Annotated in this window: 6 protein-coding genes; 5 read left to right on the plus strand and 1 reads right to left on the minus strand. The window is 72.1% G+C overall.

Features of this window, described 5'->3' with window-relative positions; all coding sequences use genetic code 11:
• Positions 1 to 73: 73 nt before the first annotated feature.
• The 5 genes from ACWCXB_RS02210 to glgP all read left to right on the plus strand — a co-directional run bounded on the left by ACWCXB_RS02210 (position 74) and on the right by glgP (position 8,678).
• Complete coding sequence (locus ACWCXB_RS02210) at positions 74 to 1,546, plus strand: 4-hydroxyphenylacetate 3-hydroxylase family protein (RefSeq protein WP_450718025.1); 1,473 nt, start codon at positions 74 to 76, stop codon at positions 1,544 to 1,546.
• Positions 1,543 to 2,994 carry an MFS transporter gene (locus tag ACWCXB_RS02215; RefSeq protein WP_450718027.1) on the plus strand — a complete coding sequence of 484 codons (1,452 nt, stop codon included), beginning with the start codon at positions 1,543 to 1,545 and terminating at the stop codon, positions 2,992 to 2,994. Before ACWCXB_RS02210 ends, ACWCXB_RS02215 begins: the two co-directional genes overlap by 4 nt.
• Positions 2,995 to 3,392: 398 nt before the next feature.
• Entirely contained in the window at positions 3,393 to 4,514 is a 1,122-nt protein-coding gene (locus ACWCXB_RS02220) for a monodechloroaminopyrrolnitrin synthase PrnB family protein (RefSeq protein ID WP_450718029.1), read from the plus strand.
• Positions 4,515 to 4,600: 86 nt separating this feature from the next.
• Positions 4,601 to 5,887 carry an FAD-dependent monooxygenase gene (locus tag ACWCXB_RS02225; protein ID WP_450718031.1) on the plus strand — a complete coding sequence of 429 codons (1,287 nt, stop codon included), beginning with the start codon at positions 4,601 to 4,603 and terminating at the stop codon, positions 5,885 to 5,887.
• Positions 5,888 to 6,098: 211 nt separating this feature from the next.
• Complete coding sequence (gene glgP, locus ACWCXB_RS02230) at positions 6,099 to 8,678, plus strand: alpha-glucan family phosphorylase (RefSeq protein ID WP_450718033.1); 2,580 nt, start codon at positions 6,099 to 6,101, stop codon at positions 8,676 to 8,678.
• A gap of 125 nt (positions 8,679 to 8,803) precedes the next feature.
• Here the strand turns inward: glgP and ACWCXB_RS02235 are convergent, their stop codons facing one another.
• Positions 8,804 to 13,207, minus strand: coding sequence for an FAD-dependent oxidoreductase (locus tag ACWCXB_RS02235; protein WP_450718035.1), 4,404 nt, complete (start codon positions 13,205 to 13,207; stop codon positions 8,804 to 8,806).
• Positions 13,208 to 13,215: the final 8 nt, after the last annotated feature.

A 13,215-nucleotide genomic window follows, 5' to 3' on the forward strand; every position in this document is an offset into this window, starting at 1 on the left:
ACGGTCGTTCATTGCCGCAGGCAGGGGAGGGCAGACAGGCTCGGCAGCGGCAGAGTGTTCCGCAAGAGGAGACATGGTGACGAGGTCCGGTCAGGATTATCTGGAATCGCTGCGTGACGGCCGGGAGGTCTGGCTCGACGGCGAGCGGGTCGAGGACGTCACCCGGCACCCCGCGTTCCGCAACACCGCGGCGTCGATCGCCCGGCTGTACGACCTGGCACACGACTCCGAGCACACGCCCGTGCTCACCCAGGGCGGTGTCCACCGCGCATACGCCGTGCCGCGCTCGTACGAGGATCTCGTGGCCCGCCGCCGCGCGTACAAGGTCTGGGCCGAATCGAGCTTCGGCTTCCTCGGGCGCACCCCCGACTATATGGCGGGCGGCGCCGCGGGCTTCGCGGCCGCGCCTCAGCTGTTCACGACGGACGGCTTCGACGGCGCCCCCAACGCCCTCGCGTACCACCGCAGGCTCGCCGAGGGCGACCTCTACCCGACCTTCACCATCACCAATCCGCAGATCGACCGGACCAAGTCCGCCTCCGAACAGGAGGAGGACGACCTGGTCGTGCGCGTGGTGGCGGAGAAGGACGGCGGCATCGTCGTGCGCGGCGCCAAGATGATCGGCACCGGCTCGGTCTTCGGCAACGAGGTCATCGTCGGCACCATCGAACCGCTCGCCCCGCAGGACATCGAGCACGCCCTGTGCTTCTCGGTCCCGATCGGCACGCCGGGGCTGAAGTTCCTGTCCCGCACGTCGTACGAGGCGCAGGCGCGCAGCGTGTTCGACAATCCGCTGTCGTCGCGCTTCGACGAGAACGACGCGCTGCTCGTCTGCGACGACGTGTTCGTGCCGTGGGAGAACGTCCTCACGTACCGGAACGTGGACGCCACCTTCCGGATGTGGTGGCAGACGCCCGCGTACCTCAACTTCGTGCACCAGGCGGCCACCCGGTTCTGGACGAAGCTCGAATTCCTCACCGGCCTGGCGATCCTGCTGACCAAGGCGAACAACACGTATCAGCTCCCGCCGGTGACGCAGGCGATCGGACGGCTGATGGGGAAGGTCGCCCAGGCCAAGGCGTTCGTGCTGGCCGCCGAGGCGTCGTACGAGGAGGTCGAGGGCGGGGAGGGCGTCAGGCCCGGCAAGGACATCTCCTTCGCGCAGCGGATCATGGCAGGGGAGCTGTATCCGCAGGCCGTGCAGGAGATCAAGATGCTCGCCGGCGGCGGTGTCATCCAGCTGCCGGCGTCCGGCGAGGATCTGCTGCACCCGGAACTCGGGCCGCTGGTACGGAAGTACATACGCTCGCCCGGGCACCCCGCCGAGGACCGGATCAAGCTGCTCAAGCTGGCCTGGGACGCCCTCGGTTCGGAGTTCGCGGGCCGTCACGAGCAGTACGAGCGCTTCTACCACGGCGCCCCGCACATCTATCTGATGCAGCAGGTGTGGGAGGGCGACACCGCCAGCTGCGAGCAGCTGGCGCAGGCGTGTCTGGACGGCTACGAGCTGGACCGACGGGAGCCGGATTCCGGGGAGCAGCGGTGACCTCGCTGAACCCTGTGGACACGACAGCACCTCCGAAGCGTGGTCCGAAGGCCGCGCTGGTGCTGCTCGCCTCCACCCAGCTGTTGCTGATCATGGACACCGCGATCATCAATGTCGCGCTGCCCTCGATCGGCGAGGCGCTGGGGTCGGGCTCGGCAGGTCTGTCGTGGGTGGCCAATGCGTATCTGATCACCTTCGGCGGGCTGCTGCTGCTCGGTGGCCGCGCGGCCGATCTCCTCGGGCACCGGCGGATGTTCCTCGCCGGGCTCGGGCTGCTGGCCACCGCGTCGGCGGCGGGTGGGCTCGCGCAGTCGGCGGGCGCGCTGGTCGCCGCGCGTGCGGCGCAGGGGATCGGGGCGGCGCTGGCCGCCGCGGCGGCGTTCGCGCTGCTGCTGATCCTCTTCCCGGACGGTCCGGGACGGCACAGGGCGCTCGGCGCCTTCGCCGCGATGGGCGGCCTCGGCGGGGTGCTGGGCACCGTGCTCGGCGGCGTCCTCACCGATCTGCTCGGCTGGCGTTCGACGTTCTGGCTCAACGTGCTCGTCGCGCTGCTCCTCGGGCTGCTCGCACTGCGCCTTCTCGACGGGGGGACGCGCAGCGCACAGCCGGGCTTCGACGCGGGAGGAGCGCTGACCGCCACGGGCGGCCTCGGGCTGCTGGCGTACGCGCTCGTCGGTGCGGGCGATGCGGGCTGGACGAGCGTCCGTACGCTGACGGCGGCCGGCGCGGGGCTGGTCCTGCTCGTGGTCTTCACGGTGCTGGAAACCCGGATCGCGAAACCACTGGTGCCGCCCGCGGTGCTGCGGCGGCCGGCGCTGCGGCTCGCCAATGTGCTGAGCGCGCTGGCCCAGATGGCCCTCTTCCCGATGTTCTTCCTGGTCAGCCTCTACCTGCAGAGCGTGCTCGGACAGTCGCCGCTGACCGGCGGGCTCGGGCTGCTGCCGCTGTCGGTGGTGGTCGTGCTGACGGCCCCGCAGACGGGGCGACTCATCGGGCGGCTGGGGCTGGGGCACGCGATGACGCTGGGCTTCGGGCTGCTCTTCGCGGGGATGGTGTGGCTGTCGCTCGCCCTCACCGCGGAGGGCACGTTCTTCACGACCGTGCTGGCGCCGAGTCTGCTGCTGGGCGTCGCGCTCCCGTTGGTCATGGTCACCACGAACGTGGCCGCGACGGCGGAGGCGGCGCCCGAGGAGACGGGCCTCGCATCCGGACTCATCAACACGAGCCAGCAGTTCGGCTCGGTGCTCGGCCTCGCGGTGCTGGTCGCGGTGGCCACGACCACGACGGCCGCCGCGGACGCCCCGGGGGCGGCGGCGGAGACGGCGGGCTTCAAGGCGGCGCTGCTCGTGGGCGCCGCGTTCGCCGCGGCCGCGGCGCTGTTGTCGCTGAGGCTGCGGGTGCCTGCGGCGGCCGCGACGGGGGAGGGGCGACCCCGCCCGGTCCCGTGACGGGGGCAAGCCTCCCGGGCCCCTGGGGCATGTCCGGTACCGCCGGGCGGGACCGGGTGTCCGTCCTCGAGCGCCGGACGGGCCCACATGGGGCCCAACGTCCCCACGCCCGCAGGGCGTAGGGGAGGGGGACCGGGGCGGAGCCCCGGAAACCGGGCGCGGCGCCCCCAGCCCCCGGTTCGGGAAAGGGCGGGGGCGTGTCCGATATGCGGCTCCGCCGCGTGGGCCCGCCGCACGCGCCCCCACCCGCCGACGCGCCTCACCTGAGCCTGCAGACCGCGGCTGACGGAGCGGTGCCGCCAAGGCACCGCCCGACCGGCACCGCCCTGCGGGGCCGTCCGTCTCGCCCCGCACCACGACCACGACCACACCTTTCACCGCCCGAGGAGGGCCTTTCCGTGTCCGTATTCGACCTTGTCGCGCGCGATCTGGAGACGCGTGGCGATCCGCGCTACCGGATAGCCGACATCCGCGCCGCCGACCCCCTCGCCGCCGACGCGCTGCTCGCCGCACTGCCCGAGATGAACCGGAACGCCGACGTCGCCGCACTCACCGTCGCGCTGCGCACACTGCTCCCCGAGCCCGACCGGGCCGCCGGGTGGAGCGTCGTCGAGGCGCTCGCGGCCATGCGGGACATCGGGATGCTGCTCGGGTCGCTGAAGCGGCACGGGACGGAGCCGCTGGACGCCGTTCCCGAGGCACTTCCGGTGCTCGCGGAGCTGGGGCGGCGCACCGACATGGTGCCGCGCGACACCGTGCACCACTACACGACCTGGAACCCGCTGGGCGCGCGGCAGCGCATGTACACCGGCGAGCCGATGGAGGCCAGTCTCCAGGACGCCGTACGCATGGTCTTCCCCAGCCTCGTCGCCTCCCTCGACACGTGCGCCGAGCTCGCCGCGCTCGAACCGTACGAGCCGGGCTTCGCGCTCGCGCTCGACCGCACGGCCCATCACGTGCAGGCGATGGTCGACTCCATCGACTTCACCGTCGCCAATGTCTCGCCGGTCTTCTTCGCGCAGGTGCTCCGCCCCTACTTCGAGGAGATATCCGTCGACGGCCGGGACCACCTCGGCCCCGCCGCCGCCCAGGTGCCGCTCTGGCTGATCGATCTGACGCTGTGGCAGAGCGACCGCAGCGACGCGCGGTACGACGCGTTCCTCGCCGAGTCCGTCCCGTACAGCCTCCCGCCGTGGCGCGCCTTCCACGCCGCGCACGCGGGCGGCACCTCCGCCGTCAGCAAGCTGTCCGCCGCGATCAGCTGGGAGGAGGTGGACCGGCTGCCGCCGGAGCTCGCCGCGTCCGCCGTCTCCCTCGCCCGGGTGCTGCGCACCCTCAAGACGTTCCGGGCCCGCCACATCGGCATCGCCCGCAAGGCCTACAGCGAGGAGGTCCGGCTGTACGACGTCGGCAGCGGCGGCGCCCCCGTCGAACTGCTGCGTGCGGTGCTGGACCTGACCCGCGAGAACGAGACGCTGGTGCGCCGCGCGACGGAACGCCCGCGCACACCCGCGGCCTGAGGAGGGCGCACGCAATGACGCAAGCCAGGACGCACACCAGGACCCAAGCCGGAACGTACGCCAGGACCCGAGCCAGAACGCCCGCCATGACGCACATCATGATCGCCGGCGGCGGTATCGCCGGGCTCACCGCCGCGCTGAGCCTGCACGCCGCCGGGTTCGAAAGGATCACCGTCGTCGAGGCGGCCCGCGAGAGCCGGCACGTCGGCGCGGGGCTGAACATCATGCCCAACGCGGTGCGCGAACTCGACGCGCTCGGTCTGCTGAAGCCCCTCGAGGCCGGTTCCGTACGCACCCGGGAGCTGCGCTACTACCACCGCTCCGGCGGCCTGATCTCGCGGGACCCGCGCGGTCTCGGCGCCGGCTACCGCTGGCCCCAGCTGTCCATCCACCGCGCCCACCTCCAGCGGGTCCTCGCCGACGCCGTACGCAGCCGCATCGGCCCGGGCGCCGTCGTCGGCGGCGTCCGCGTCACCGGCCTCGACCCGCTCCCGGACGGCCGCGCCCGCGTCCGCCTGGAGCACCGCGACGGTACGAACCGCGGCCGGACCGCGCTCGAACCCGACGTCCTGATCGGCGCCGACGGAATCCGCTCCGCCGTGCGCGCCGCGCTCAACCCGGCCGAGGGCGAACCGCCGTGGAACGGCATGCTGGTGTGGCGCGGCGTGTCCCGGCTGCCCGCCCACCGTGCCGGAACGTTCATGTTCATCGCGGGCGACGACCGCCTCAAGGCCGTCGTCTACCCGATGGCCGGGCCCGACCCGGAGACCCGGGAGGTCCTCGTCAACTGGGCGCTCGCGATGCCCGCCGAGGCCATCGACGACACCTCGCGCGGCGACTGGAACCGGCCGGTTCCGGTCGAGAAGTTCCTGCACCACTACGAGGGCTGGGAGTTCGACGGAGTCAGCGTCCCCGAGGTCCTGCGCGCGGCCGACGGCGCGTTCGAGTACCCGATGGTGGACCGCGAGCCCCTGGAGCGCTGGAGCCACGGCCGTACGACCCTGATCGGCGACGCCGCCCATGCGATGTACCCGATCGGTTCCAACGGCGCCACCCAGTCCATCATCGACGCCCGCGCCCTCGCCCACGCGCTGGCCCGGCACACCGACCCGGCCGAGGCACTCGCGTCGTACGAGGCGGCGCGCCGCCCGGCGATGACCGAACTCCAGCGCGCCAACCGGCAGCTGGGGCCCGAGGTCGTCATCAAGCTCGCCCATGAGCGCGCCCCCGGCGGATTCACCGACATCCACGACGTGATCCCGGCCGCGGAGCTGGCGGAGATCGCGGCACGTTACGCCGCGACGGGGGCGTTCGACGCGGAGACGGTGAACCAGGGCTCGCCGTACGACGTGCCGCCGGTGCGGCTGCGGTAGGGGCGCCTGCGGCGGGCTCACGCGGCGGAGTCGCACGGGCCCTGCCGCAGGCGCCCAAGAGGCCCACGGACCGCGCGCCCTCCGCGCCGGGCCGTGCGCCGTGGTTGAGAGGGGCGTCGCGCCACTACCGTCGGAGGGGAAGGCGACATCCGGCCCGGCGCCCAGCGTTGTGCGTCCCCGGATGCGTACCTCCGCTGCGAAGGTGGGACCTGTGAAGGCCATTCGTCGATTCACCGTCCGCCCCGTCCTCCCCGAACCCCTCACCCCCCTCAGCGAGCTGGCACGCAACCTGCGCTGGTCCTGGCATTCCGGGACCCGGGAGCTCTTCCGCGCCGTCGATCCCGACGGGTGGCGCGCGGCCGGGGGCGACCCGGTGCGGCTCCTCGGCGCCGTGTCCGCCGGGCGGCTCGCCGGGCTCGCCCGTGACCAGGGATTTCTGCACCGGCTCGCGGACGCCGCCGGCGACCTCGACCACTATCTGCACGGGCGCCGCTGGTACCAGGAGCAGCAGCAGGCCGACGACGAGCCGCTGCCCGCCGCCGTCGCCTACTTCTCGCCCGAGTTCGGCATCACCGCCGCACTGCCGCAGTACTCCGGCGGCCTCGGCATACTCGCCGGCGACCACCTCAAGGCCGCGAGCGACCTCGGCGTCCCCCTCGTCGGCGTCGGACTCCTCTACCGCCACGGCTACTTCCGCCAGTCCCTGTCACGCGACGGCTGGCAGCAGGAGCACTACCCCGTCCTCGACCCCGACGAGCTGCCCCTGACCCTCCTCCGCGAGGCCGACGGTGCCCCGGCCCAGATCGCCCTCGCCCTTCCCGGCGGCCGCTCGCTGCGCGCCCGCGTCTGGCAGGCCCACGTCGGGCGCGTACCGCTGCTGCTCCTCGACTCGGACGTCGAGGAGAACGCGCCGGGCGAGCGCGACGTCACCGACCGGCTCTACGGCGGCGGCAGCGAACACCGCCTGCTGCAGGAGATGCTCCTGGGCATCGGGGGAGTGCGGGCGGTCCGCACGTACTGCCGGCTGACCGGACACCCGGAGCCCGAGGTGTTCCACACCAACGAGGGCCACGCCGGATTCCTCGGCCTCGAGCGCATCCGCGAACTGTCCCCGTACGGACTGGACTTCGACGCGGCGCTGGAGGCGGTGAGGGCCGGGACCGTGTTCACGACGCACACCCCCGTCCCGGCCGGCATCGACCGCTTCGACCGCGAGCTCGTCGCCCGCCACTTCGGCGACGACGGCGAACTGCCCGGAGTGGATGCCGCGCGCGTGCTGCGGCTCGGCATGGAGAGCTATCCGGGCGGTGAGCCGAAGGTCTTCAACATGGCCGTGATGGGCCTGCGCCTCGCCCAGCGCGCCAATGGCGTCTCGACGCTCCACGGCGCGGTCAGCCGCCGGATGTTCGCGGGCCTGTGGCCGGGCTTCGACGCGCCCGAGGTCCCGATCACCTCCGTCACCAACGGGGTGCACGCCCCGACCTGGGTGGCCCCCGAGATCCGCCGGCTCGGGGACTCCGTGGCGGAGACGCCCGGCGCAGAGCTCTGGGAGCTGCGCCGGGAGCTGCGCGGGCAGCTGGTGCGGGAGGTGCGGAAGCGGCTGTACGTGTCGTGGCGGCAGCGCGGGGCGAACGCCGCGGAGCTCGGCTGGATCGACGGGGTCCTGGACCCCGGGATCCTCACCATCGGCTTCGCCCGCCGGGTCCCCGCGTACAAGCGGCTCACCCTGATGCTCCGGGACCGCGACCGGCTGATGGAGCTGCTGCTGCACCCCACCCGGCCGGTGCAGATCGTCGTCGCGGGCAAGGCCCATCCCGCGGACGACGGTGGAAAGCGCCTGATCCAGGAGCTGGTGCGGTTCGCGGACGATCCGCGGGTGCGCCACCGCATCGTCTTCCTGCCGGACTACGGAATGGCGATGGCGCGCACGCTCTACCCGGGCTGCGACGTCTGGCTCAACAACCCGCTGCGGCCGCTGGAGGCGTGCGGTACGAGCGGGATGAAGGCAGCGCTCAACGGCTGTCTCAACCTGTCCGTCCTGGACGGCTGGTGGGACGAGTGGTACGAGCCCGACTTCGGCTGGGCCGTCCCCACGGCCGACGGCTCGGCGGCCCATGACGACGACCGCCGCGACGAGCTGGAGGCCGCCGCGCTGTACGAGCTCATCGAGGAGCGCATTGCGCCGCTCTTCTACGACCAGGATCGCGAAGGGCTGCCCGGCCGCTGGATCGAGATGGTCCGCCGAACCCTCACGACGCTCGGCCCGAAGGTGCTGGCGGACCGGATGGTGCGGGAGTACGTGGACCGGCTGTACGCCCCGGCCGCCCGCGCCCACCGCGACCTCGCCCTGGACGCGGACGCGGCCCGGGAGCTGGCGGCCTGGAAGCGCCGGGTGCGTGCGGCCTGGCCGGGGGTCGCCGTCGACCATGTCGAGGCGGGCACGGCACTCGGCACGGCGGAGCTGGGCTCGACGCTCGCCCTGCGGGTCAGCGTCAGGCTCGGTGAACTCCAGCCGGACGACGTGGAGGTGCAGGCGGTGGCGGGCCACGTGGACTCCGACGACACGATCGCCGACGCCCAGGCCTTCCCGCTGAAACCGGCCGACGGCGGTCCGGACGAGGCGGGCCGCAGGGTCTACGAGGGCCCGCTGGCCCTGGACCGCACCGGTCCCTTCGGCTACACCGTCCGCGTGCTGCCCGCGCATCCACGGCTGCCGTCCGGCGCCGATCTCGGGCTGGTGGCGCTGCCGACGGAGGCGCCGGGGGAAGGGGCGGGAGTGCTGATGCGCTGACGGTTGCTGCACCGGGTGGCCCGTCGCCCTGCGAGGGGGCGGCGGGCCGCCGGGAAGACGGCCGGTTCGGTGTGGGCCCCGGGCCGCAGATTCCCGACCAGCAGGCGGGGGCGTGGGCCCGGCCGCTACGGGGACGCGAAGTCGGGGCCGTACTGCGCCCGCGCCGCCGCCTTGATCCTGGCGATGTGGGTGCCGAAGTCGGTCCGGCGGAAGCCCGTGACGTGCTGGTAGTCGTACGTGGCGGTGAACGCGAACGGCTTGACCACCCACCCGGGCGTGGGCGCGTCGCTCCTGTGACCGGTCTTGAACGGCACCGAGGTGAAGTTGCGCCGCTTGAGAAAGCACGAGTTGGTGATGCCCAGCGTCAGGTCGACCCACCGCCGCGCGATCAACGCGAAGGCCGCCCTCGTCTCGGTGGCCGATTGCGCGGCGAGCGAGGCGAGCAGTGCGGTGAGCTGACGCTCGGCCTCCGGAACGAAGGCCCCGCCGGCGAGGATCGAGCGTTGGGCGACCACCGTGCCGAGGAAGTTGGAGCACAGGTCCTCGGGCGAGAACGACGAGTTGTGCAGCCCGGGAACGGTGGGGCCGCAAGATCCTGCACCCATGGGGTACGTGGCGATCTCGTGTCCCAACGCGTCGTCGAAGGCGATCGACCGGGCCACCTCCATCCACTCCGTCGGCGGCACCGCGCCGGTCAGCGTGGCCTCGCCCTCGGCGGTACGGATCTTCGTGCCGGCGGCGCCGCTCGCCCGGTGGATCTCCTGATAGGCGAATGCCGTGCCGTCGCAGACGTCCCACAGGTGGGCGAGGTCGATGAATCCGGCTCTGCCGGTGTAGACGATGCCCGGCTTGCCGGAGCCGTGTCCTCCGGCACCGCTGCCGCCGGTGAGGAAACCGGGCGACAGCATGCAGCACGTCCGCAGGACCGGAGGTCCGGCGAGCGCCGGGCTCGGCGGGGCGGGAGGCGTGAACCGGGGGCGCGCCTTGGGCAGTACGGCGGTTCCCGGGGACTGCTCGGCGGCATAGGTCGCGTTGGGCCGTTCCTGGGGTGAACCGACCGTGAGGTACGTGGGGTTGAGCGTCGGCGGAGCCGGAGGAACGGGAGGAGCGGGCGGCGAGACGGGCACGTCGTCGTCCTGCTCGTACGCGGTCTCCGCCTCGTAGGCGTGGGCGGCGACCCTCTGCGGTGCCGGCGTCCGCAGATCCCACAAGCCGCCGGATCCCATCATGTCCGCCTCGCTCTGCGCGGGTTTCTCGCCGATCAACGCGGCCAGTTGCTCCACCGTCTTCGGTGTGACCGCTGACCCGCCACAGGCCACCAGCCAGGCCTTGGCCACCTCGTAGGACGCGAACAGGCCGGACTGCAGAGCCCCCTCCATGTAGCCGAAGAACCCCGGCGAGGCCTGCTCGCCGGCGAAGAACAACCGTCCCTGATAGGGCTTGCTCAGGTTCTTCGCGATCGTGGTGACCTCTTTGGGGGCGGGTACCGAGTAACCGGTGCAGACGTACGGCTCGTTCGGCCAGTCGACAAGCGACGACTTCTTCAGATTGGTCGTGTAGAAGGGGTAGAGCAGCTCCATGCGGGTCTTGTAGAGCGGAGCGCTGAGGACGAACGATCCGCCTGAATAGACGGACAGGTCGACGCCCTTCCGCGGCTTTTTCTGTTTGTCGGTGCCCTCCCAGACGCTGCCCAGCCGGTCCCAGAGCGCGCTCGGCGCCAGTCCCTGGGTGGTCCAGAAGTCGCGGTCGAAGGCGCTGAGGAACTTGACCGCCGGGCCGTGCTGGATGGTGTAGTTGGCCGGGACGAAAGGTGTGGGACCGCTGACCGTCGGCCATGCGAACGGCGAGCCGGCAAGGATGGCGAAGTCGAAATCAGCGGTCGAGACCGCCCCTCCGGAGGCACCGGAGCCGTACGTCACCCGTACGCCGCTGTCCTGCACCTCGACCGCGGTCACCGGGCTTTTGAGCCGGACGTCTTTGAGGGTGCGCGCGAGCGCGGTGGCGAGCTGGTCGTTGCCTCCCTCGCAGCGGTGGGTCTCGGTCCTGTTCCAGTAGGCCAGCATGTCGCCGCCCATCGAGTGCGCCTTCACCGCGGCCAGGTACCCGAGGTAGCTCTGCTTGTCCAGTGCAACGCACTGGTCGTTCTCGGTGAAGAACTCGAAGTAGTGCCGGGCCGGGGACGAGGCCTCGCCGAACATGTCCTCTTCGTTCAGCCGGTCCTCGAGCGACATGGCGTCCAGCTTGGCGGCGTTCTTGCTGGTCCACGGGCGTAGTGCGTCGATCGCCTTCGCCTCAGCGCCGATCCTGAGAAGCACCGGTTCGAGATCGGATTCGATCTGTTTCTGCTCGGCATCCGTCAGGTCGGTCGTAGTCATACCGAATCTCAACCGGACCTTGAGCCCCTTGGACTTGTACTCGTCCTTCGTGGTGACCTTGGTCAGCGTCAGTTTGAAGGTACGGGCGAGGGCGATCCACGCCGGATGGTTCTCTCCGATCAACTCGGCGCCGGCCTCGACCACCTTGCCCGGCACGAGCGACCGGTCCGTGCGCACCCGGCCCCCCAGCCGCTCGGTGGCCTCGAACACGGTGACCTGGGCCCCGCCTGTGGCCAGTGACCAGGCGGCCATCAGACCGGCGAAGCCGCCGCCGACCACCGCCACCCGGAGATTGGACAGCGCGCACGGGTCCACCTCCCCGTGCAGCGAAGCCTCGTAAGGTGTCTGCCACGTGTCGAGTCCGGGGGTGCCCGCGGCCACGGCGTCGCCGTCGACGTACGTCCGGAGGTCGGCCCGGCCGCCGGCCGGACCGGCGGGCCTCACGGCGGCGACCGCACGGTCGGCCCGCAGATACCCGCTGCCCAGTCGGCGCGCGTCGGCGCCCGGCATCGGCGGGTCGCAGCTCGCCAGGAGCGCCCGGCGGGTCTCCTCGACGGGCAGCGGCCGGCCGGCGGCCTGGAACATCAGTGCCACCGTGCCGGTCACCGCCGGCGCCGCCATGCTCGTGCCGGACATCCGCACGTACGCCGGTCCCCGTTCACTTGTGCCGGGGTGTGATCGCGCGCCGAGCACCCGCACGCCGGGAGCGACAAGGTCGGGTTTCTGCCGGCCGTCGCGGGTCGGACCGGAGGAGGAGAACCGGCCCGGAGGCCGGTCCGGGCGGTGCGCCTCATAGGCGCCGACGGCGATGGTACGAAGCCCGTTGACGATCGTGCCGAGGGTGGTCGTGGTGTCCACGTCGGAGTCGTCGAAGTGTGCCTGGCAGTGCCGGCACCCGGCATCCCGCTCGATCCAGGCGTGTACTCGGCCATCCACCACATCGTCGGCGTGCAGCGTGATGTGCCAGCCGTCGATCGCGGGGTCCGGGTCGAGGAACAGGCTGATCTGGTGGTCGCCGTTGTTGGGGTCGTGCGCCCGGTGATGGATCCGGGCCACCTCACGCCCGTTGATGCCGATCACCCCGTTGTCGCCGAGCGGCACCACGGCCCGGTGCGCTCCGTCGGATGTGACCACCTCGACGGTCAGTCGGTCGCGGCCCGGATACCAGATGTCGACCTCGTTGGGGGTGACGTCGGCCGGGTCCACCGCGACCCGGAAGGTCCGTGCTTCCCCCGGGCGCAAACGCCAGGAGGCGTGGGCGCGGCTCTGGAAGTAGTTTCCGCAGGACTGGACGACGGCCCTGCCGGGCGCCGCACTGACCAGATGGTCCAGGGCCTGCTCGAGCAGCAGCCGCCCGGTGTGCTCACCTGCGTGCCGCCCCAGGCTGAGATTGATCACGCAGGGCCGGTCGCCTGCGATGTCGAAGATCATCGCGCAGGCGTCCAGCAGGTCACCCGAACTGCCCAGAGACACCATGGCGTTGCCGGGCTGTCTGCTCATGCTGACCGCCACGATGTCCGCCTCGGGCGCCATGCCGGGCGGTCCGCCGGCCAGGCCGTTGCCCGCGGCGATGCTCAGCGTGTGGGTGCCGTGCGCGCCCGGCCCGGAGTCGAAGTCGGCGGGGTGGTAGCCCAGCGCCCGGTACGGGTCGGGCTGTGCGAGCGCGGCGTCGATGTGCGCGGCGGTGAACAGTCGCCCTGTCCCGTAGGAGGCGGCCGGGTCGGGATTCGCCGGGTCTGCCGGGCGCTGGTCCCACAGGGCCAACAGCCTTGTGCGGCCGTCGGATCGGCGGAAGTCGGGGTGTGCGAAGTCGAAGCCCCAGTCGACCATGCCGACGACGACGCCACGGCCGGTCTCGGCGAGGTCCGGTCGGGAGTGGTCCTCGAACGGCGCGCTGTCGGCCGCCTCGGTGGCCGCCGCCGGCGGCTCGACGTCCGGTGTGTAGAGACGCGGAGCCTTCACGCTGACCGTGGCCGGGTCGGCCCACAGATCGGCGATGTCCCGGCGACGCACCCGCACGGTGGCGATGTCACCGAAGATGTTGACGATCCGCACCGTCGCCGGGGGCCGGTCCGGGTCACGCAATCGCAGGATGACGCCGACCTCGTCATCGGGGTCGCCGCGGCGGGCCAACTCGTGCAGTGCCGGGTCCATGGACGACC

The sequence above is a fragment of the Streptomyces sp. NPDC001514 genome (assembly GCF_053597075.1).

Bases quoted from the DNA above. Each gene is read 5' to 3' on its own strand.
- ACWCXB_RS02210 (WP_450718025.1), top strand. From the start codon at position 74: ATGGTGACGAGGTCCGGTCAGGATTATCTGGAATCGCTGCGTGACGGC.
- ACWCXB_RS02225 (WP_450718031.1), top strand. From the start codon at position 4,601: ATGACGCACATCATGATCGCCGGCGGCGGTATCGCCGGGCTCACCGCC.
- ACWCXB_RS02235 (WP_450718035.1), bottom strand. From the start codon at position 13,207: ATGGACCCGGCACTGCACGAGTTGGCCCGCCGCGGCGACCCCGATGAC.